The sequence below is a fragment of the Deltaproteobacteria bacterium genome (assembly GCA_020845895.1).
Classification (GTDB): Bacteria; Lernaellota; Lernaellaia; order JACKCT01; family JACKCT01; genus JADLEX01.
In genome coordinates this window covers 1-21,713 of sequence record JADLEX010000009.1, presented here as the reverse complement: position 1 = coordinate 21,713, position 21,713 = coordinate 1, and the positions used below count along the sequence as shown (strand labels likewise).

Sequence of the window (21,713 nt, the reverse complement as noted above, 5' to 3'; positions counted from 1 at the left end):
TCGTTTTCGCTGGCGTAGCCGGGGTAGCGCGTGAGCTGCCACCAGCCGTGCAGCGGATGCCGGCCGTTGGGAACGAACAGCACCAGACGCCCGCCGGGTTTGAGCACGCGGACCATTTCGCGCATGACCGCGAGCCGCGCCGGTTTGTCCGTCCAGTGCTCGATCACGCCCTCGCTGAAAACCGCGTCGAACGCGCCGTCGTCAAACGGCATGTGCTCGATGTCTCCGCGCACCGGCGTGATGTCGCCCATGCCCGGAAACTCGGCGGCAAGCCGCGCGCGGTTGGCGGCGAGGTTGTCGAGCACGCCCTGCGCGATGTCGATCGTCACGACGCGCCGCCCCGTGGACGCGACCGCGAGCGACAGCGACCCCGACCCGCACCCCGTTTCCAGGCACAGCGCGCCGGGCTCGGTGGCCTCGACGATCGGGCGGACGTACGCGGATTCGGCGAAATGCCGGATCTTTTGCGCGGGCACGACGACGCTTTTGTACACGGACTCGGGCGAGTTCGTGACGGCCTCCCAGCGCTCGGCGACGGTGCGTTCGGGCTCGGTGGACATGGACGCATGGTTGGACATGGGAGCATGGTAGGCGATGGGGGGAGGGGGGAGAAGCCCTCACCCCGTCTCGCTTCGCTCGCCACCCCTCTCCCGTCTGACGGGAGAGGGGCCGGGGGTGAGGGCCCCATCTTCCTTGACACCCCGGCGGGGCGTTTCTATCATCGCCCCGGCGTGCGAAACGACGTTTCGAACCCGTTCGCGCGGCGCGATTTTGCAGGCGAAAACCGGACGTTTTACGCGGGTGTAGCTCAGTTGGTAGAGCACGAGCTTCCCAAGCTCGGGGTCGCGGGTTCGAGGCCCGTCGCCCGCTGTTGTTCGTGACGACGGTCGCCGATGTCGATGACCTGTTGGGGAGACGCCGCGCCGTCGGCGACCCGAAGGCTCCACCGTGCGTGGGGCCTTTTTCGCAGGGGTGCGCCGTCCGTCACGAATGCCGAAGGACGCCTGAATGACGACGTCAAAAAATCTGCGTTGCCCGGTCTGCGAGCGGCCGACGCGTTTCGAGGACGAGCCGCTCGGGCCGTTCTGTTCGGAGCGCTGCCGGCTGATCGATCTGGGCGCGTGGGCGTCGGGGTCGTACCGCGTGGCCGATCAGCCGGACTGGATGGACGACGACGAGTTTTCCGAGTCCGGGCCGCCGGCCTCGCCGAAGGACGAGCGATGAGCCCTCACCCCGGCTCGGGTCGCTCGCGACCCCTCTCCCGTTGGGAGGGAGAGGGGATAGAGGTGAGGGAAACTACGCACGAAACGACGGGTCGATGAAGATCGCGAAGATCATCGCGAAAATCCTGCTCTACGCGATCGGCGGCATCGTCGGCTTCGTGGTCGTGCTCCTGTTGTCGATCAACTTCCTGCTGCAATCCACCACGTTCACGGGATTCGTGCTCGGCAAGGTGCTGCCCGGCGTCGAGGAATCGCTCGGCGCGGACATCCACGTGGAAAAGCTCTCGCTCTCGCTGTTTCCCGTCACGGTGCGGATCGAGGGCGTACACTTCACGCCGGCCAAGGGCGAGTTCCGCCGCAAGTTCGCCGAGCTCGGCAAGCTCGAAATCGACACGAGTTTTTGGCCGCTGCTCAAGGGGCAGGTGGTCGTCGATCGCGTGCTGATCGACGGCGTGAGCAACTACCTGTACTTCGACGAAAACGGCCTCGCGAATCTGCCGATTCCGCCGTCGCCCGAGGAACCCGAGGAGCCGTCCACCGGCCCGCCCGACCTGAAGCTGCCGATCACGGTGAAGAGCATCGAGATTCGCAACACGCGCTTCGCGATGGACATGGACACGGACCCCGCCGCGCCCGGGCTCGAGACCGAGGTCGCGATCGACTCGATCGGCCTCGACGCCCGCGCCGATTTCAACACCGGCGACACGCACGCCGAGCTGCGCATCGCGCAGGGCTCGTGGCGCGCGGGGACGATGGCCGACACGCTGGAGCGCCTCGATCTGGACGCCGATTTTTCGCTGAAAAAATGGGGCGGCGAGGTCACGAAGCTCGAAATCCGCGTGCCCGATGTGGAACTGAACGCCAAGGCCGTCGCGACCGACGTGATGACGACGATGAAGATCGTCGCCGACCTCGACGGCAACGTGCAGCTACGCAAGGTGAACACGCTCGTCACGCCGGAGCCGAAGCTCGACGGCGCGCTGGGGCTGTCGATTCACGCCGAAGCGCCGCTGCCCAACTACTCGGCGAGCGGCGAAATCCGCCTGCCCGACGGCCGCGTGAACGAACTCGCGCTCAACGACATGAAGCTGCTGTTCGCCGTCGATCAGGACAAGGCGACGGTGAAGGAACTGTTCCTGCGCGCGGCGGGCGGCGAGATCAAGGTCGGCGCGGATCTGGGGCTCAAGGGCGCGATGCCGCTCGACGCGAACGTGTCGCTCACGAACCTGAACGTCGGCCGCGCGATGGAAGACTTCGGCATCAAGGGCACGGGCGTTGCCGCGACGCTGACCGGCGACGTGAACACGCACGGCCAACTCGGCGGCGAAGGCGCGGAGATGTCGCTCGAAAACAGCGTGAGCCTCGCCATCGCCAACGTCGCGTATCAGGACCTCGTGCGCATCCCCAAGGTCGGCGTGCAGGTGGACGCGGGGTACACACCCAAGGGGGTGCGTCTCGACCATGCCGAGGTGACGACGGCGAAGACGCGCATCGCGGCCGACGGCAAGGTCGCGCTGCCCGAGGTCGGCCTCGCGCTGTCGTTCCTCGTCGACGCCAAGGATCTGTCGGAATTTTCGCCGATCATGGGCAAGCCGATCGCGGGATCGGTGCATGTGCAGGGCAAGGTGGCAGGATCGGCGTCGAACCCGAACCTCGACGTGGGCCTCGACATCAAGAACGTGCGTTACGACACCTTCGGCGTGGACTCGGTGAACGGCAAGGTGGCCATGGAGGGCAAGAAGCTCGCTGTCAAGAATCTCGTGATTCGCAACAAAGCCGCCGTGATCGAGGCGACCGCCGATGTGAACCTCGCCGGGTCGTCGCCGACGATTGTGGCCGACGTGAAGATTCCGTCCGCCGAGATCGGCGATCTGCTCGCCATCGCGGGGCAGTCGCAGCTCGATGTCGCGGGCAAAATCGGTCTGACGGCCAAGATCAGCGGTCCCGCGAACAAGTTGACCGGCGACACGAACCTGACGATCACCGAACTCAAGGCGTACGGCGAAAACGTCAAGTCCATCGCGCTGGTCGCGAGCCTCGAGGGCGGCGCGGTGAACCTGAAGGATCTGTCGATCGTCAAGCTCGCGCCGCCCCGGCCCGACGACGCGTCGCGCGCCGACGCGGCCAACCGGCTGCCGCAGGATCAATGGAACGAGATCCGCATCCAGGCCAAAGGCGGATTCGATCCTGCGACGGGCAAGCTCCAGCTAGATCTTGCGAGCGCGGGTTTGAACGAACGCTCGTCGGACATTTTGCGCAAGCAGGAGGTGCCGCTCGTCGCGGACATCGACCTGAAGGTCGCGGCGTCGGGCTCCGTGAAAGATCCCGAAGCGAAGGTGCACCTGGGTATCCTCAATGCGCGCTTCGACAACATGGCGCTCGGCGACAGCGTCATCGACGTCGATTTGAAGAACATGACGGCGACGGTGAAGGGATCGCTGCTCGCCGGTCGCGAGAACGTGAAGCTCTCCGCCGCGGAGACGACGCGCGAAGGCGAGTGGGCGGTGCGTCGATACAACAGCAAGTCGGACAAGAGCGAAACGCCGGTTGCGCCCGGAGCATCGCCCGAACTGGCTCCGACCGATACGACGGTGTCGTCGGCGGAGGACGTGCTCGATCACCCCGAGGATTTCACCACGCCCGTACCGCCGCCGGTGAGCGCGGACCCGGCCCGCCCGCTGGGCGACATCAAGATCGACATCGTCGCGCAGCTCGATGGAGCGAAGAACGTCAAAGGTCAGGTGAAGTTCGACAAGTTCGACTACACGAATTTCCTCGGCGCGCTGAAGTCGAGGGAAGACACGCTGGAGAAAAAGAAGAAGAAGGACGACGAAGAGGAGAAGGCGAGCATCGTCGAGGGGCGGATCAACGGCGTCATCGACCTGGACGGCACGCTCGCCGCGCCCGATGCGATCCGCATCGCGACCAATCTCGACGAACTCTACTTCCGCAAGAACCGTCTCATCATCCGCAATCAGAACGACGCCGGCGTGGCGCAGCCGTTGCTCGTGACGTACCAGAACAAGCAGCTCGCCATCGAGAACTTCCAGATCGGCGGCAAGGGACTGCATCTCGACGTGAACCAGGGCGGCGGGCTCATCAACGTCGATTTGCGCGCCGACATGAGCGTGGCGCAGGAGTTCGCCGACGCGCTCGCCGAGGCGAAGGGCCAGCTCGTGGTGCAGGCGTCGCTGCCCGACAATTTCGACGCGACGCAGGCCAAGGCGCTCGTCACGGTCGACAACGCGTCGTTCGCGATGCGCGGGGTGCCCACGCCGGTCGACCATGTGAACGTCCGCATTGCGTACGCAAACAACCGCGTGGAGATCGACCGGCTCGACGCGCGGATCGGCGGCGGCAGCCTGCGCGGCGGCGGCGATATCGCGCTCGCGGATCCCAAGCTCCAGGACGACATCACGCGGATGCGCGTGTTCATCAAGGCCGACAGCATCAAGACGGGCATGGACCCGTACGTCGAACTCGCCGTGCGTAAGATCGACCTGGCGGTGCAGACCATCGACCGGGGTGCGAACCGGGGCAAAATGGAAGTCTCGGGCGAGGTCGTGGTGGACAAGGCGGTCGTCACGTATCCCATCGACGTGCCGTACCTGTTCAAGCAGCTATCGGAATTCGGCCGTCAGAAGGAATCGAGCGGGCGCGAGACCTACGAGAAAAAAGAGGACAGCATCTTTTTCAACATCGCCCTTCGCGCCGACGGCGACGTGGGCTTCATGTCGAATCTCGCGGAGATCGAAACACGCTTCGACCTCGTGCTCGTCGGCTCGAACGCGCAGCCCGGCATGAAGGGTTCGGTGGACGTGGTGAAGGGATGGGCGATGGTGCTGCAAAACACCTACGACCTGTCGAATGTCACGATCCAGTTTTACGACGAGCAGCGCATCTTCCCGAGCTTCGACGTGAACGCGAAGACCGAGGTGAAGGGCACGAAGATCTTCGTCAACGTCGCGGGCAATCCGATCCGCTACAAAATGACGCTCTCGTCCGATCCGCCCAAGGGTGAGCGCGACATCTTCTTCCTGCTCGCCACGGGCGCGAGTTACGACGACTTCCAGGCGCAGGGTTCGGGCATGTCGGGCGACGAGGCGGCGGCGCTGGCGGCGCAGTCGCTCGTCGGCAACCAGCTCAGCAAGCTCACGGGGCAGTCGGGCTTCGAGGTCGGCATCGACTCGAGCAGCGGCACGAGCCGGTTGCAGGTGGGCAGCGAACTGGAGAAGGATCTGAACCTCAAGATGTACCGCGGCCTGGTGGACCAGACGCTGGGAGCGGAAATTGAATACGACTTCTATCGTTACGTCGCGGGCCTCGGCTCGTGGAGCAACATGGCGGGCTACGAGGACGCTCCGCCGTCCGGCGCGTTCGGGACGGGTTTGAAACTCAAAGTGGATTTCCAGTAGGAACTCGATGAATCGTCGCGTTCACATTTTCCTGATGCTTCTGCTGCTCGCCGCGGCTGGACCGGTCCGCGCGCAGGAGCCCGTGCCCGCCGGACCCGAGGGCGACGTGCTGATGACCGACGTCGAACCCGAGGCCGGCGAGGGCGGCGGCGTGGACGAGCTCGTCGGCGAGGACATGTGGGGCCTCAAGGTCCTTGCCATCGAGTACCAGATTCCCAAATGGATGTCCGACGCCGAGATCAAACGCGTCAGCAAGATCAAGAAGGACCGGCCACTCACGCGCTGGCGGGTGCGTTCGTCGCTGCGGCGATTCTATCTGCTCGGTTATGTGGACAACGCGGTGGTGAAGGCGAAACGTTCGGGCGAGGGGCTCAACGTCACCGTCAAAATCTATCCGCGCTATCAGCTCCGCGACATCGAGGTTCGCGGCATGCGCGACCTCAATTACGCCGACATCGTCGAGGACACGCTCGGCATTCAGATGGGCGACGACTTCCGGCTCGAGGACCTTCCCGTTTGGGAACAGAAGATCAAGGACGCGTACCGCGACATCGGTCACCTCAAGGCGCAGGCCCAGATCCGTTACGAGAAGACAAAGCTCAAGGAAGACAACAAGGTCGACCTGCGCATCGAGATCAACGAGCGACAGCAGTACGACGTTCAGGAAATCGCCATCCTCGGCGACTTGGGACCCTACAGCCGCGAGAAGATCCTGCGCAAACTGAAGTGGAAATCAGGCATGCCGTACAGCCGGGAGCGCGTGGACGACGGTCTCGACCGGCTCAAGGTGTGGCTGAAAAAGCAGAAGTACTTCGAGGCGCGCGTCGGCGACATCGAACTCGACGACCCGCAGACGGTCCGCATCGAGGATGTGAAGTCGCGGATGTTTTTCACGCTGCGTCTCGATGTCGGACCGCGCGTGGACATCGCCTACGACGACGAGTGCTACACGTGCGCGCAAAAGAAGTGGAGGATCAACGACCACCTCGATGTCGAGAACAACCGTCGATTCACGCAGTGGATCGTGAAACCCTATGAGGAAAAAATCGAGCAGTATTTCCAGGCGCGCGGCTACCTCGATGCGCAGGCCCAGGGCGCGTTCGAGGAACTCACGGACGAGGAGACGGGGCAGCGGGTCAAGCGGCTGCAATTCACGCTCGCCAAGGGGCGCAAGTACGCGGTCGAGGACATCGACTTCAAGAACAATGCGAGCTACGACGACGAGGCCCTCGAAGACAAACTCGACGCGGGCTCGTATTTCGTCGCCGAGGACTTCGACAAGAGCCTTCGGAACGTCATCAACCACTACAACGAAAACGGATTCATCTCGGCGAAAATCACGCACAGGAGTGCTGAGATCGACGAGGGGACGGGCGAGATCCACCTGACGATCGTCGTCTCCGAGGGCCCGCAGGCCAAGATCAACAACGTGGAACTGGTCGGCAACAAGGTGCTCAAGCGCGACCGGCTCAAGGGGCCGCTCGAGGAAGCCGGGCTGGTGCAGGGCAACCCCTACAATCCGTTCAAGGTCGAGGAAACGCGCACCAAGATGATCGCGAAATACCTGACGCGCGGCTACATCAAGGCGCGCATCAAGGAGACGATCAAGGTTTCCGAGGACGGCACGCTGGTGGACGTCCGTTTCGACTTCACCGAGGGCGATCAGTATTTCTACGGCGACGTCTACGTGCACGGGAACAAGCTGACGAAAAAGCACGTCATCCTGCGCGAGCTGTTCGTCACCAAGGGCGACCCGTTCAATTATGAGGACGTCTTCGCGTCGCAGCAGCAGGTCATGAAGCTCGGGTTCTTTTCGTCGGTCGATGTCCGCCCCGTGGACGAGGAGATCGACGAAAAGACCGTGGACCTGCTCGTCACGGTCGAGGAACGCAACTCCGGCTATATCGAGAGCGGACTCGGCTACAACACCTATTCGGGCTATCAGGGTGCGTTCGAGATCGGCCACCGCAACCTCGCGGGGCACGGCCGCAAGCTCTCGATCCGCAACGACGTCTATTTCCGCGACGAGTCGTTCCGATTCGACCAACGCACCACGGCGCTCAACTTCGTGTGGCCGTGGGTGGCGCGCGTGCCGATAGATGGCGACGTGGTCGTGAAGGACGATCAGCGCCACCAGATCGGCTATGACCTGCGCGAGCTGTCGGTCACGACGGGCCTTTTCGTCGACTTCCCCAAGTTTTTCTACAATCAGAAATCGACGCGCCGAAACGAGACGGTGCGCACGCTCTCCAAGTACTGGTCGGGCAAACTGTCGTACGCCTACATCCGCGACTTCCTGTTCAACATCAGCCCGGATGTGGAGGACCAGGAGGCCGGCGAGGTGCAGATCGCCACGCTGACGCCGCAACTCACGCGCGACAGCCGGGACAATCCGTTCAACCCCACCGACGGCAAGGTCTATATGGTCATGCTCGAGTGGGGCTCTCCGCCGCTGCTCTCGCAGATCAACTACCTCAAGGCCGTCGGCCAGCTTTCGTACTACTACCCGGTCTTTCGCCTGTGGAAGGCGAAGAACGGTCCCGTTCTCGCGTTCAACGTCAAGTCGGGCCACCTGCAGGAATTGCGCGAGACGGACACGGTGCCGATCAACCGCCGGTTCTATCTGGGTGGCTCGACGACCGTTCGCGGCTTCGGCCAGGATCAGATCAGCCCCATGGCGGAAGGCACGAACACGCCCATCGGGGGGTATTTCTTCGGCTACTCCAACGTCGAGGCGCGTGTGCCGATCGGCGACACCAACGTCGGCATTCTGACATTCTGGGATACGGGCAACGTGACGAGCGAGTTCAAGGAGTTCTACCTCGACAAGCTGCGCACCACGGCAGGCCTCGGCGTCCGCTACATTACCCCCGTCGGTCCCATCTCCGCGGACTACGGATTCAAACTGAACCGGGAGCCCGACGAGTCCATCGGCGAGTTCTACATCACCGTCGGCAACGCCTTCTGATCGCCCCGAGAAGCCGGTTCGGTGCGGATTGCATTCACGAATTTCGGCATGTAAAAGAGACACCTTGTATCACCGTGGGTGGCGAGGGATGCGGCGCGTCGCGCCGAACCCGAGCGGCGCCCCGGTTGTCCGATGTCATCACGGAAATGGAGGAGTCATGCGGAAACGTTTCGCGATTCTCGTCTTCGCCCTCGCGGCGATGTCGATTCTCGGGGCCGCCTGTCAAAGCGGCGTCCAGTCCATCCAGCCCTACAGCGGCGATATCCAGCTCACGGTCGAGCAGCAAAAAGCCCTGCTCGATTCCGCGCGCAAAGGGCTCGAAGCCGGCGGCGCGGCGACGCTGTCCGCCGATTGGTCAGCCATCGGCGGCGCGGGCGCCACGGTCGAAGTGTTCCTGCCGCCCAAGCAGCCGATCATCGCGGTCGAACTCGGCAGTGACTATGCCAAGGCTTTCGCGTCGGCGGTCAAGAAGGTCGCGACCGATCCGAAATTCGTGGATTTCAAGGCGGATCTCGGCAAGGTGCGCATCAAAGTCGGCGTGATCGACTCGATGAAAAAGCTCGAGTTCGACGGCGCGGGCAAGGAAAAGTCCGCTCTCAAGAAGATCGACGACCAGACCGAGAACGCGGTCTTCGGCTTCGCGATGGTCAAGGACGGAAAAACCGGCGCGCAGGTCCCCGAATACGCCCTTTACAAAGGGTGGGCGATGAAGGGCGAGACCCGCTACATGGGCTGGAAGCTCGTCAAGCGGCAACTGCGCGACCTCGCCCAGAAAACCGCCAACGACCGCGAGGCCTGGAAGACCGCCGAACTGCACGCCTTCACGACCAAGACCTTCATCGACAAGGCCGCGCAGATCGGCGAGCCGCTCGAATTGTATCGCGGCAAGAACATGCTCCCGCCGATCTCCACCGAATCGCTCAAGGCCTCGGCGATCCTGAACGCCGACTACCTCGCGCGCGTCAACGATGAGAAGGGCAAGTTCTGGTACATCTACTGGCCGAACGAGGACGAGATCGCGAAGAACTACGGCATCGTCCGCCACGCCGGTTCGGTCTATGGCCTCTTCGAGGCCTACAACCACCTGAAGGACAAGAAGTACGCCGATGCCGGTCGCCGCGGCCTGAACTTCCTTCTCGCCTCCACGCAGAATCCCAAGGAAGCGCCGGACATCACGCTTGTCATGGAAAAGACGCAGTCGGTGCTCGGGACGAACGCTCTGGTCGCGCTCGCGTACGCCGTGATTCCCGAGGACGTGATGACCCCGCAGGACAAGGAATTCCGCGACAAGATCGGCAGCTCGATCCTCTACTACCGAATGCCCCAGAAGGGCTTGTTCTATACGACCTTCGATCAGGCGCTGAACAAGAAGGCGCCCAAGGAGCAGGCGCGATACTATCCGGGCGAGGCGATGCTCGCGCTGGTGCGTCTCTATGAACGCACGCAGGACAAGAAGTGGCTCGACGCGGCCAAGGACCTTGCGCCCGGCCAGAAGGAGCTGTGGGAAAAAGCCGGCCACAATTCGGTCGGCGATTACTGCTGGGTGGGCCAGGCGTTCGCGCGCATGGCGCGGATCGAGACCGACCCCGCGCTGAAGGAAGAGTACAAGAAGGTCGCGTACTCGCACGCCGACGCGGTCATCAAGCACCAGTTCCAGCCCGGCCACCCCAAGGGGTTCTACCCCGACTACCTGGGCGGCGCGGACAACTCGCGCCCGCCGCGCACCACGCCGACCTCGGCGCGGTCCGAATCGCTGGCCGAGAACTACCTGACCGCCAAGGCGCTCGGCGATGTCGAGGCGCAGAAGAAATACGGCGTGGCGCTGCTGCAGTCGATTCACTTCTACGCGCAGAATCAGTTCACGCCCGACAACAGCTACTTCCTGCCGTATCCGGAGAAGGCGCTGGGCGGCATCCGCGGATCGCTGATCGCCAACGACCTGCGCATCGACTACAACCAGCACGCGCTGTCGTCGAAGCTCAACGGTCTCGATGCGCCGGCGGAACTCGCCGCGCTCGGCGTGAAGTGGTGATCGTGCCAGTCGCGCTCTGACAACACGAACGAAAAACCCCGGCCCGCGCCGGGGTTTTTCTTTGGGTGCGCCCGCCGGGCCACAACACGCACAACACGCACGTCACGCGTCGAGCACCTCGCGCACCTTGCGCGCGAAGTCCTTGGGCTGGAACGGCTTGCCGATGAAGTTCGTGCCAGGTTCGAGAATTCCGTGGTGGGCGATCGCGTTTTCGGTGTATCCCGACATGTAGAGCACGTGCATGTCGGGCCGGCTGACGCGGAGGCGTTCGTAGAGTTGCCGACCGCCGAGCTGCGGCATCACCACGTCGGCGACGAGCAGGTCGATCGTTCCGGCGTGATGTTCCGCGACAATGAGCGCCTCGCCGCCGTGGCCGGCTTCGAGCACCGTGTAGCCACGCTCTTCCAGCGTCCGCTTCGCGAGTCGGCGGACGAGATCGAGATCCTCGACCAGCAGAATCGTCTCACCTCCTTCGGTCGGCCCGGGATCCGTCGAAAGCGGAACTTCCACGGGCTGCTCGTGAACCCGCGGCAGGTAGACCTTGAAAGTCGTTCCCCGTTCCGGCTCGGAATAGACGTTGATGTGCCCGCGATTCTGGTGGACGATTCCCAAAACCGTGGCGAGTCCCAGCCCGGTGCCTCGCCCTTTTTCCTTCGTCGTGAAAAACGGCTCGAAGATCCGCATCCGCGTTTGTTCATCCATGCCGATGCCCGTGTCGCTGACCGCGAGCAGGACATGGTTTCCGCGAATGATCTCGTCGCAGACCTGGCAATGCGACTCGTCCAATGCGACGTTCGTGACTTCGAACGTGAGTTTGCCTCCGTGCGGCATTGCATCGCGCGCGTTGACCGACAGATTCACCAGAATCTGCTCGATCTGGCCGGGATCGACCAGAACCGTGCCGAGGCTCCGCGAAGGGGTGAAGAGCAGGTCGATATCCTCGCCGATGAGCCGTCGAATCATCTTCTCGGCGCTCGCGATGACCTCGTTCAGGTCCAGCACGCGCGGCGCGATGATCTGACGGCGCGAAAACGCCAGAAGCTGTTGGGTCAGCTTCGCCGCGGAATCCGCCGCGTTCTGGATCTCCGAAACGTCGGCCCGGAGCGGGTCGCCGGGGTGAAGGGCGTCGTGAATAAGATCCGCGAAGCCGCGGATCGCGGTGAGCAGGTTGTTGAAGTCGTGCGCGACACCGCCCGCGAGCTGCCCGATGGCTTCCATCTTGGCGGCCTGGGCGAGTTGCCCCTGCAACTTCGCGTTTTCCGCCTCGGCACGTTTTCGCTCGCTGATGTCCTGAAACGAACCGCGCACGCGCAGGACCTTGCCGTTCTCCACGACCGGGTGACAGATCGTACGCACCCATTTGCGCGCGCCCTTCGCCGTGACCATTTCCAGTTCGAGGTCGTAGGGCGTTCCGCGTTCGATCGCCGCGTTCACGGCGGCTTCGATTTTTTCTTTCGACTCTCCTTCGTAGAAGCTCATGCCGAAGGACGCACTGATGTCCGTTCCCGGTTCGAGATCGTGAATGCGCGCGGTCTCGTCGGTCCAGGACCCATCCCGCGTGACGGGGTCGAACTCCCACGCGCCGAGATGGGCGATTTCGACCGCCTCGCGCAACAGGATCTCCTGATGCCGGATTTTCGCTTCGAGACGCCGGCGTTCGGTGATGTCGCGCCCGAGGCCCAAAAATCCGCGTGGAGTTCCATCCGGATTGCGGAGCAACGATGTCCTGGCCTCGACCCAAATGGTCGACCGATCCTTGCAGACGAACTCGAGATCCATGGTCTGCAGGATGCTGGCGAAAGGGTCGGCGAGCCGCTCGGGTGTGACTTCGCGGGCGATCGTCTCGGCGAGGTGCCCGAGTGACTCCGGCGTGACCTGCCGTTCGAGTGGCATCGCACGCAGTTCTTCCATGGTGAATCCGCGAAGTTTCATCACGGATGGGCTCGCGAAGACGACGCGGAAATCCAAATCCGTGATCCAGACCATGTCGGTCATGTTCTCGGTGATGAGTCGGAACGTCTCCTCGATCTCGCGCAGCGCCCGCTCGGTTTCGAGCCGCGCCGTCAGATCCTCGATGGTCGCGAGAAACCGGTCCTGATCGATTTTCACCGCGCGAAGGCGCGCCCAGACCGTGCCTCCCGATTTCCGGCGCAGACGGATCACCTCCTCGGCATATCCCTCTGCCTGAACGCGCTGAAAATGTCGGCGGCCCTTGTCCCGATCCTCAAGGACGGGAATTTCGGCCACGGACACATCGAGAATTTCTCCCGGTCCGAACCCGAGTATCGTCTCCGCCGCGCGGTTCGCCTCGACATGGCGGCCTTTGGAGTCCGCGACGAGCACGCCGACGGGTGCGTGCCGGATGTAGGAGCGGAACTTCGCCTCGCTGTCCATGAGGGCGCGTCGATGCTGGATCTGCGCCGTGATGTCGGTGCAGATGGCGCCCACCGCGGCGATGCCGCCCTCGGGATCGCGAATCGGAAACTTGAGCGACCAGAAAGTGTGTTCGCCGTCGGGAAACATGGCGCGCTCTTCGAATGGCACCGGATGGCCGGCCTCGACTGCTTCGCGGTCGTTGGCCGAGTAGTCGTCGGCGAGTTTCGGTCCGAAGAGATCGTGCACCGTCCGTCCGATGATCCGATCCTCGGGCAAACCGAGGACCTCGACCGTCCGCCGATTGACGATGAGAAAACGTCCATCGAGGTCTTTCGCCCAGACGATATTCGAGGACGCATCGAAGAACGCGCCCCGAAGCCAGTCCGATCCGGAGGGAGCCGGGTCGTCCGTCTCCGCGGATTTCGCTATTGGCGAGGTTCGCAATCGCGGGCGGATTTTCTTGCCTTCGGACATGATCGTGTTCTCCGGATCACGCGCCGTGTTTTCGGGTTCGCCACGCGACGGGGACCGGTGCGGGCGAAAAATTTTCACCGGTCGTTCGATGCGCAATTGTTACCATTTTCAGGACGTAGCTGTCGAGAATTTTCTCCGATTGACACTCCGCGGATCGTCAGGTTGAAATGCGTCGTTCTCCACCATTCGGGGATGTGCATGTACGCACTCGTTTCGACCGACGATCTCGGGCGCAAGGTCGTCCTGCCGCTCGCCAAAGTCCGCACGAGCATCGGCCGCGATCCGGGCTGCGACATCGCGCTGCCCGACGCCAACGTCTCGCGCCAGCACGCCAAGATCTACGTGGTGGAGGACAAGCTCGAGATCAAGGACATGGGCTCGCGAAACGGCACCTATGTGAACAACCAGCGCATCGAGGGAATGACGGTCGTTCGCACAGGCGACGAGATCATCATCGGCAGCAACATGTTCCACGTCGCCCTGCAGGAAGGCGACGCGAAGTCGGCCGACATGACCGCGTTTCGGACGCTCGACCAGCTTCGCGAGATGGATCAAGCCTTTCTGCGCCACCCCGCTGAAGGCGACGAGCCCGGCGAAGCGCACCTCGGCGACCGCACCGTCGTGAGCTCGCCGACCAGCATGATCGCCGACATCTACGGCAAGAAGCTCTCGCTCGCGCAGTTCCCGTCGCTCGAGGTCATCTACGGCGCGAATCGCGGCGCGAAATTCCTGCTGCCGCCGGGGGCGTACCAGATCGGCCGCGACAAGGGCAACAACATCCGCGTGGACGACGAGAAGATGTCCTCGCGACACGCGAAGATCGAGGTGGACGCGAAGCATGCGCGCTTCACGGATCTGGGCTCCACCAACGGCAGCATCCTCAACAACCGGCTCGTCACGGGCGCGACGCTGCGCCACAAGGACGTGCTCGTCCTCGGCAACACGCGCCTGAAGTATCAGGATTTTCGCGGGTCGCGCCGGGGCGTGGCCTCGCTGAATGCGGGCGAGGGCGACGACGAGACGGGCGATCACGGCAGCCCTCGCCCTTGGGTCTGGGCGATCGTCGCCGTCGGCGCGGCGCTCCTGTGCGCGGTCGCATGGTGGGTTCTGCGCGGGTGAGGACGCGCGACCCTGCCGCCACGGGTCTGATCTCGCAAACGACGTTCGAGTGAATGGCGCGCTCGGATTGTGTCGAGGCCGATTTCCCTCGCGTGAAATCGATTCGCGGTTATTCCGGAGATCTTCCCTGCTTCGCACGAGCGCCCCGCCCGGACTTGACATCGCAAAACCGTTGCCCTAGTTTGCGGCCCGCTGACGCGGGGTGGAGCAGTCCGGTAGCTCGTCGGGCTCATAACCCGAAGGTCGTAGGTTCAAATCCTGCCCCCGCTACTTCCAAGCCCCCGAAATCACGATGGTTTCGGGGGCTTCGCTTTTAGCGGATTCGACTCGTGTCCTCTGAATTCCGGCCCGTCAGAGGACGGCGGAGGACAGGCCGTCGCGGCTCGTTCGACGGCCAGTTTTCCCAGCCCTATTTTGCTAGGCCCAAGGCATCGTATCGGGATCCGGAAGAAAAACGGACCTACCTCGTCGACCACATGGAGGGCAAGTCTGCCAGGTGGTCGGGCGCGTTGGAGAAGGTCGGCGTGACGCCACTAGACGAAGGATTGTCCTGGTTCAAGGCCAAATCGTCCTCGTCGAGGCTACCCGACCGCTGAAGCCGAAGAAAAATACAAAGTAGCTGATCGAAGGGAAATTTACCGACGCGACCATGCTGCCCGACGACGCGCTGGGAATGCCGCCGAGAGGCGTATCGATCATTATCATCGGCGCGGCGACGGTCACGCCGGTCCCTTGACGCGAGTTTGCGCCCGGGCCTAGTCGTTCACAAAATTGTATTCGTCCGGATCGTCCGGTCCATCGTCCCAGTCTCGCCATCGCTTATCCTTGCGCCTTTGTACGGCATCGAAGAGTACATCGTGCTCGTCCTCTTCCGTATTTTTTGCGGACTCGACCGTAGCGGCATCAGGCTCGCCGCGCGCGACGACAACGACTTTCGTCGGGTGGCCCAAGCCAATTCCTGTTACTCGCCCACGGTCCTTGTCCTTGTCACTCCGATATGCGTGGGCGCGCGCGTCGAACTCGATCTGATCGCCGGGACGGAGTTCGCCGAGGCGCGTGAACTGCATGCAATTCGCCATCCTCAGCCAGGGGGCGACGACCTCGCCGGTGGCTAGATCGACAACGTCAGTCATCCCCAGATCGCGCTCCGGCGTACCCCAGTGACCCCAGTGCCACCCGTAACGGGCGAAAGTGCACGCGTATCGACGACGTTGGCAGCGGTGAATTCTAGACAGCGTTGAGTTCGTTTTTTTGTTCCACATCTATTCCGTCTCCTATGGATGAGGTCGTGTAGCCGACACTTTTTGCATGTCGACCACGACGTCCCCGGGCTCCTCCGTCCCTTGCCGCGCCCGCCGCAGTAGATCGACGAGCCGCCTGTTGATCTCGTGGTCGGGCTTGGTTGCCAGATGGACGTAACGTTGGACCATCTGCAGGTCGTTGTGCCCCAGATGCAGCCGTATTTTCTCAGCCCCGACGTCCGCGGCGGCGAGCGCGGTCCCACACGAGTGCCGGAACCCGTGCGGCGTGATGCGGTGCAGTTTTCTGACCGGCGGCCCCTCGTCGACGACGACCGTGTCGGCGATCCAGGCGAGCACTTTGTCGAGCGAGTTGGATGACAGATGGCCGCCCCGCGAGTTGGGAAAAAGTATCGGGTTGTCGGGATCCAGTGAGCGGACGTGATCGTCCATCGCGGTGCAGATATCCGGGCTGAGCGGCAGCTGTCGGTCGTCGCCGCCCTTCGTGGTTTGGACGACGGCGAGATATATGTTCTTATTCACCCGTACGGTACGAGCGCGAGTGTTCACGTCGAACCTCGTGAGCGCGGAGAGCTCGCCGATCCTCACGCCGCTCTCGAACATGAACCAAAGGACCAAGTGCCATTCGAGATCGAACCGGCGGGGCTCCTCCTTGCGACGCACGCGGGCCTCGTGCGCGGCGACGGCGTCGAGCGCCAGGGCCATCTCGCCGGGCGTGTAGAAGTTCTTGAACTCCGGGTTCTCGCGACGTTTTTTGGGGATCGCGGGCAGCAGCAGCCCCGCGTCGATTCGAGTATGTCCACACTCCCAAGCCCACCGCAGGACACCCCGTAAAACGGTCTCAAGATTGTATATTGTTTTGAGCGAGTACGGTTTGCCGCGGGGGCTGACCTCAGCCCGCTTCGCGGCCCGGAACCGCTCCAGGTCGAACTTGGTAATCGCATTGATCGGCCGGTCAGCGAAAAACGGGATCAGGTGGTTCTCGACGACGACCTCGGCGTCCCGTTTGAACCCGCCGCCGATTTTCCCCGACGCCGCGGCATGGACAGCGACGTACTGGCGCGCGACGGTTGAGAACGCACGCGCGCTCGTCGGCGCCGAGACCGCCACGCCCAGCAGGCGGTCGAGTTTTCCCTCCCGCGCGGCGCGTCGCAGCTCCGGCTCGATCGCGCGGGCTTCCGCGAGTGAGACGTCGAACAACCGGTTGAACGTGCGCCGCTCCCCGCGACAGCGGGGGTCGACGTATTTGAACTGGACGCGCACACGCCCGTTTTGCTCGAGCCTCACCACCGCTGGCAATCCTCCTTTCTCACCGACCCGACCGCGCGTTCATGCGCGCCAGGACGGCCGCTGTCGCCGGGAACTCGACCGCGACGGCGTCTCCCGAGCTCGGGGTTTTCGCCCGTGGCGTCGGCACCTCGGCCCGCCCGCCGCGCCCCGCGACGTGCCGCGCGGGCTCGTCGCGCCAGAGCCGCATGGCCAGCACGGGGTCCTGAACCCAAACGTCGCGGATCAGAGCCCGCGGAAACAGCCATTTTCCCCCTACGAACGCGCGGGGTATCGCGTCGTTTCGGATCAAGCGCCTGATCGTGATCTCAGACGATCTGAGCACCTCGGCGAGCTCGTCGACGGTGAGAAACTCGGGGTCGATCGGGCGCGGACGCGCGGCGTTTTCGCGACGCCGTTTCGTATCTGGACCAACGTTCTCGAGCATTCTCATAATCGGCTCCACGAACTCGGGTCCGAACTCCCTCGCGATGAACGCCCGCGAGGGGTTCGCAGGGCAAGGTCGAGCCTCGACGACTAGCGGGCGCGGATCCGTCGATTCCCTGTCCTCGTCGCGTTCCATCGCTCTGTTCCGGAGCGAAAGCGAGGGGCGATCGGCATCGACGCGCGAGCCGCTGTCCATCAACAACAAGACACTCGACGGGCGTTCGTTTAGCCGCAGCGTCGTCACCATCGTCGACGGCGGCCGCGTGATGATCCAAAGGTCGTCGCTCATCGCGGTTCACGTCCTCTCATCCCTATATACTCAGCCGGAAAATCCGATCGGCACCTATCGGAGAATTTTTCCGCCGTCGATGGACGCGGCGGCTCGATTCAACTCACTTTCAAGTGTCTCGCCCCCCGAGGGGGACAGACTATTCACTCTTCTTCCTCCACCTCGGACGGCTCGACCTTCTTGACCTCGATGTCGAAGCCGAACTCGTCCCTGTAGCACCGGCGCATGATCGACATCGCCTCGTCGGCCCGCGACGCTGGGCAGAGTAAACTGTCGTGGATCGGGAGGACCGCCATGTCGGTCCTCACGCACTCGACTAGGACCCGCACCATCAGGTCGGAGTCCCATCGTTGGCACGTTCCCCATATGCCGGTGCCCAAAACGTCTCTGATCGTCGGGTGTAAAGACGCGAGGCGAACGACCATCTCGTAGACGCTCTCGCCGATCACCGCCTCGAACCGGCGGACCGTCTTCCGACCACCTTTTGCCATCATCTTTTTCCGGACCACCGACGCCGCACCGGGCAGGCCGCCGTCGCAGTTGAGGGCGGCGAGGAGGGCGCGCTTGGCCGACTTCCTGACGATGGCGTTTCGGGGATCTCCTTCCGGGTAGACGCGGTAGGCGTCGTCAACGTAGCCGACCCCGCGTCGCGCGTAGAGCATGCTGACGTGAAGGCAGGAGTAGTCGACCTCGGCTACCTCCTCCCCGTCGAGTTTCAACCGCCGGAGGCGCTCCACCTTCTTCATGTCTTGGTAGTTCGGCGACCCGTGCGCGTACAGCCGCCCGCCGACCCAATCCTCCGAGCCTGACGTCATGGTTGAGGCGATGAATTTTCTTCGGGGGCTTGGGACGTACGGTCGCCCGTCCAACGTGGCCCTCGGCGCGCCCACGACATCGAACGAGTCGGAACGAGTTGACCCCTGGTTGAACCCAAAGCTATCAGTAAATGGAGCGCCCGCGCGCCCGCCCGAGGTAGTAGGTGGGTCGCAGTCAACAGATGGGTCAAGGACATCCATGCATGCCGTTCCCCTAGCGTCTTCGTCGCCAACGTCAGCATGAGGAGAGGGCGGCGGGCCATCCGCTAACATAGCGATCCACGAGTCGACATCGGGACAGGCGACCTCGACGAGGGATCCGTCCGGCATCTCCACGACGTGCGGGCGCCGCTCCTCGACGATCGGCGAAGAGTCGGGCGCGGCGGTCAGAAGGGCCTGCAGCAACTTCCGCCCCGGTCTCAGCCGCGACGGCGTGGTCTCGAATGGCGTGCCCGACAGATCCCTGAGTTGACGACCCCTTGTCAGGACGCCCCATCCGACGTCGCAGAACGCGCTGATGATCGGCATCGCCGCCCGGCGCCCGATCGGGCCGCCCGGGGCGAACAGGCCACCTGGTCGCGGGTTGAGCCTAAGCGGCACCCATCGGCCACCCGCGTCTACGAGAAGCCCCAGCAAGTGTTCGACCAACCAGATCTTCTGCCTCCGACATTTGTACATCGCCCCCGGCGGTAGTGCCCGGCATACGTCGTCGATGACCCGTTGGGTGAGATCATCCGGGATCCTCGAGGCCATCATCTTCCTCTACCGCCGACGAGAAAGCGGAGCGTCGCAACTTGGAGAACGTTCTCCAAGTAGCGACGCAAGGGTGACGTGATCCGCTTGCCCGTCATGATCATCATCGCGCGCCGCGCACTCACGGCAGCGCGTCTTCGGCGCCAGCGGCGGCCAAGGACCTCTCGGTGTACAAGTCCTCCGCGGAAGCCAGGAACCAGCGGAGGTGATCCACAAAGGTCGTGCCGGCCGCGGCGAGCGCCCCGTCAAGGTGACGCTCGTCCGCCTCGCCCATCATGTAGAGCACGAAGTCGTCATGTGTGGCCCTGAGCGGGTGCCAGGGGTCGAGGTCGCGGTCGGTCGCCGTCATGTCGTCGTCCTGCAGGGCCAGCAGCGGTATGAGCCGGTCGCTGATGTAGTGCGGGTGACGCCGCATGAAGGCGCGGAACTCGGCCGCGACGGCCGCCACCCCGCCGGGCGTCATGTCCTCCCATTCCTCGATCGTCAGCGCGCCGTCGATAACCTCGATGGGTCCGCAGGCGACGGGCGAGCGAAGTTCATCGACGCGTTCGCCGAGCAACCGCCGCGCCGTCGGCATCCCGGTCGCCTCGGTTTCCGGCCGCCCCCTCAGCAGGTCCGACCAACCCGGGTAAGGGCTCGGAACGCCGTTCAACTCGGCAACGAGGTGCTCGATGCGCTGGCAGGCGGCGTGGAAGGTTTCGGCGTCGGATTCGAAGCCGATGTACGCGAAGCCCCACTGGATGGCCACGACCGCGCCGCTCGCCATGCCCGCGTAGAACTCGACGTAGGGCAGGTCGCCGGGGTTGCCGACCAAGAAGTCCAACGCGACTACCTGCGGGTTCTTCGGGCAAGGATGGTCGTAGGGGAAAGTCCTCATTCGGCTCAAGTTCACGCGCACGACGCTGCGCATCATGCCCTTGCCGCCGATCTTGACATTGAGGTTTGGAAGGTTGGCCTTCACCCAGGCGGAGTCCAGTGCGGGGATGCGCAGGGGTCCGTTCTTGGCGGCGTAGACCAAGGTGTCGTCGCCGCGGAGGAAGCTCGAGAAGTGGCCCGGCACCGAGTTGGACGACACCGACTTTCGGGTCATGTTGTTCTCTAGGTACACGACCTGGGGCGCGCTCATACCGTTCATTGAGGCGAAGTAGGCGCGAACCGCGTGGTCTGTGTTCTTTTCCTGGAAGACGCTGATCATACGGCCGTCGTCGAGCACTCGGACCGCCTTGGCGATGTCCCGCTGGAGGTTGTCCCAGACGGCCGCCGCCGTCGTTCCGAACATCCTCGCGTTGTATTCGCCCGCGTAGATCGGATCGCCCTGAGCGTGGCCGGCCTTGATGCCGTTTGCGTGAAGGTAGTCGAGGCCGTCCCCAGCGGGGCAGTTGGCCAGCACAACGGGCTTGTGCAGCGGATGGACGGCGACGAAGACGTCGTGGCCGTCGATCGTCAGGCGGTGGGTGGTCCATCCGCCAGGATCGCACGCGGCGCTCGGATGCGACGCGACCGTCGTCGTGGCCCCGCGCGAGGACCTGGCCTTTCCGAGAAGCTTCTTCAGCGAGTCGACCGGGAGTTCCCTGCCGCCTCCGCGCCGGACCTTCTCGACCCACTCTTCCCACTCCGACTGCGGCCTGCCGCTGACGATCAGGGACATGGCGGTGATCGACCGCAGCGGCGGCGCGTCGGGGGAGTAGAGCGTCGAGTTGATGCGGCAGAGATGAGCGTGGAGCACGCCGGCCCTGATGGCCGCCTTGATGGTGGAGGCCGTGAACCCCGACGCGGCGACCTCGGGGTCTTCGCCCAGGCGGTTGAGGCTCACGTCCTTGTCGGGATCCTGCGACCGAAGCTCGTCAATGTCCCAACCATATAACAGGTCGAAGAAGACGACGCCGAGGCGCACCTTCGCCAGCGTCGTCGTCTTCTCGACGTGCAGCACGAGATCCTTCGCCACCGAAAGGATGTTGTCATTCGGGAACGGTGGGCGGCCCGCGCCGTGACCTCCGGACGCGGCTTCGGGTGGTTGCTGGGGAGCGCCGACGTGGACGCGCAAATGGTCAACGTCGTCGCGCTCGCTGGTCGTTTCGTTGTGGGGAAAAAGGTCGTCTTGGTTGCCGGACATGGCAGTCCTCTCCTTTTGAAAGGAGAGAACCGCCAAGGTCCCCCGCAGGGGACTCCGCCGCGCGTTTTGTGCAGCCCGGACGCGAGCGGGTCTCTTCAGTATGGTGATGGGCCTGCTACTTGGCCATCTTCGGACAGACCCTAGCTCGCCGTTTTTATGAATAC

The 21,713-nt window shown here is 63.7% G+C and carries 12 protein-coding genes and 2 tRNA genes; 7 read left to right on the top strand and 7 right to left on the bottom strand.

What is annotated here, in order from left to right:
• The coding region (locus IT350_00900; protein ID MCC6156578.1) for a methyltransferase domain-containing protein at window positions 1-578 on the bottom strand (578 nt) is incomplete at its 3' end.
• Window positions 579-797: 219 nt separating this feature from the next.
• Between IT350_00900 and IT350_00895 the strand changes: the two genes are divergently transcribed.
• The 5 genes from IT350_00895 (at window position 798) to IT350_00875 (ending at window position 10,638) form a co-directional block, all read left to right on the top strand.
• A tRNA-Gly gene (locus tag IT350_00895) sits at window positions 798-870 on the top strand.
• Between the two features lie 138 nt (window positions 871-1,008).
• Entirely contained in the window at window positions 1,009-1,224 is a 216-nt protein-coding gene (gene yacG / locus IT350_00890; GenBank protein ID MCC6156577.1) for a DNA gyrase inhibitor YacG, read from the top strand.
• Window positions 1,225-1,318: 94 nt separating this feature from the next.
• Window positions 1,319-5,638, top strand: coding sequence for a translocation/assembly module TamB domain-containing protein (locus IT350_00885; protein ID MCC6156576.1), 4,320 nt, complete (start codon window positions 1,319-1,321; stop codon window positions 5,636-5,638).
• A gap of 7 nt (window positions 5,639-5,645) precedes the next feature.
• On the top strand, window positions 5,646-8,606 hold the full coding sequence (gene bamA, locus IT350_00880; protein MCC6156575.1) for an outer membrane protein assembly factor BamA: 2,961 nt from the start codon (window positions 5,646-5,648) through the stop codon (window positions 8,604-8,606).
• Between the two features lie 157 nt (window positions 8,607-8,763).
• Window positions 8,764-10,638, top strand: coding sequence for a hypothetical protein (locus tag IT350_00875; GenBank protein MCC6156574.1), 1,875 nt, complete (start codon window positions 8,764-8,766; stop codon window positions 10,636-10,638).
• Window positions 10,639-10,740: 102 nt separating this feature from the next.
• On the opposite strand, the gene IT350_00870 is transcribed toward IT350_00875, so the two are convergent.
• A complete protein-coding gene (locus tag IT350_00870) occupies window positions 10,741-13,488 on the bottom strand; it encodes a PAS domain S-box protein (protein MCC6156573.1) in 2,748 nt (915 codons plus the stop codon).
• A 198-nt stretch (window positions 13,489-13,686) separates the two neighbouring features.
• Between IT350_00870 and IT350_00865 the strand changes: the two genes are divergently transcribed.
• Window positions 13,687-14,607, top strand: coding sequence for an FHA domain-containing protein (locus IT350_00865; GenBank protein ID MCC6156572.1), 921 nt, complete (start codon window positions 13,687-13,689; stop codon window positions 14,605-14,607).
• Between the two features lie 196 nt (window positions 14,608-14,803).
• A tRNA-Met gene (locus IT350_00860) sits at window positions 14,804-14,877 on the top strand.
• Window positions 14,878-15,362: 485 nt separating this feature from the next.
• Here IT350_00860 and IT350_00855 read toward each other — a convergent pair.
• The 5 genes from IT350_00855 to IT350_00835 form a co-directional block, all read right to left on the bottom strand.
• The gene (locus IT350_00855) at window positions 15,363-15,674 is read right to left on the bottom strand and encodes a hypothetical protein (protein MCC6156571.1); all 312 of its coding nucleotides are present in this window, start codon (window positions 15,672-15,674) and stop codon (window positions 15,363-15,365) included.
• A gap of 207 nt (window positions 15,675-15,881) precedes the next feature.
• The gene (locus tag IT350_00850; GenBank protein ID MCC6156570.1) at window positions 15,882-17,156 is read right to left on the bottom strand and encodes a site-specific integrase; all 1,275 of its coding nucleotides are present in this window, start codon (window positions 17,154-17,156) and stop codon (window positions 15,882-15,884) included.
• Between the two features lie 19 nt (window positions 17,157-17,175).
• Window positions 17,176-17,580: a helix-turn-helix domain-containing protein gene (locus IT350_00845; protein ID MCC6156569.1), complete on the bottom strand. Its 405-nt coding sequence runs from the start codon at window positions 17,578-17,580 to the stop codon at window positions 17,176-17,178.
• Between the two features lie 431 nt (window positions 17,581-18,011).
• A complete protein-coding gene (locus IT350_00840; protein MCC6156568.1) occupies window positions 18,012-18,614 on the bottom strand; it encodes a hypothetical protein in 603 nt (200 codons plus the stop codon).
• Window positions 18,615-19,557: 943 nt separating this feature from the next.
• A complete protein-coding gene (locus IT350_00835; GenBank protein MCC6156567.1) occupies window positions 19,558-21,585 on the bottom strand; it encodes a hypothetical protein in 2,028 nt (675 codons plus the stop codon).
• Window positions 21,586-21,713: the final 128 nt, after the last annotated feature.

Excerpts from the sequence above, each read along its gene's own strand:
- yacG (MCC6156577.1), top strand. The coding sequence starts at position 1,009 with ATGACGACGTCAAAAAATCTGCGTTGCCCGGTCTGCGAGCGGCCGACG.
- IT350_00885 (MCC6156576.1), top strand. The coding sequence starts at position 1,319 with ATGAAGATCGCGAAGATCATCGCGAAAATCCTGCTCTACGCGATCGGC.
- bamA (MCC6156575.1), top strand. The coding sequence starts at position 5,646 with ATGAATCGTCGCGTTCACATTTTCCTGATGCTTCTGCTGCTCGCCGCG.
- IT350_00875 (MCC6156574.1), top strand. The coding sequence starts at position 8,764 with ATGCGGAAACGTTTCGCGATTCTCGTCTTCGCCCTCGCGGCGATGTCG.
- IT350_00870 (MCC6156573.1), bottom strand. The coding sequence starts at position 13,488 with ATGTCCGAAGGCAAGAAAATCCGCCCGCGATTGCGAACCTCGCCAATA.
- IT350_00865 (MCC6156572.1), top strand. The coding sequence starts at position 13,687 with ATGTACGCACTCGTTTCGACCGACGATCTCGGGCGCAAGGTCGTCCTG.
- IT350_00855 (MCC6156571.1), bottom strand. The coding sequence starts at position 15,674 with ATGCAGTTCACGCGCCTCGGCGAACTCCGTCCCGGCGATCAGATCGAG.
- IT350_00845 (MCC6156569.1), bottom strand. The coding sequence starts at position 17,580 with ATGCTCGAGAACGTTGGTCCAGATACGAAACGGCGTCGCGAAAACGCC.
- IT350_00840 (MCC6156568.1), bottom strand. The coding sequence starts at position 18,614 with ATGAAGAAGGTGGAGCGCCTCCGGCGGTTGAAACTCGACGGGGAGGAG.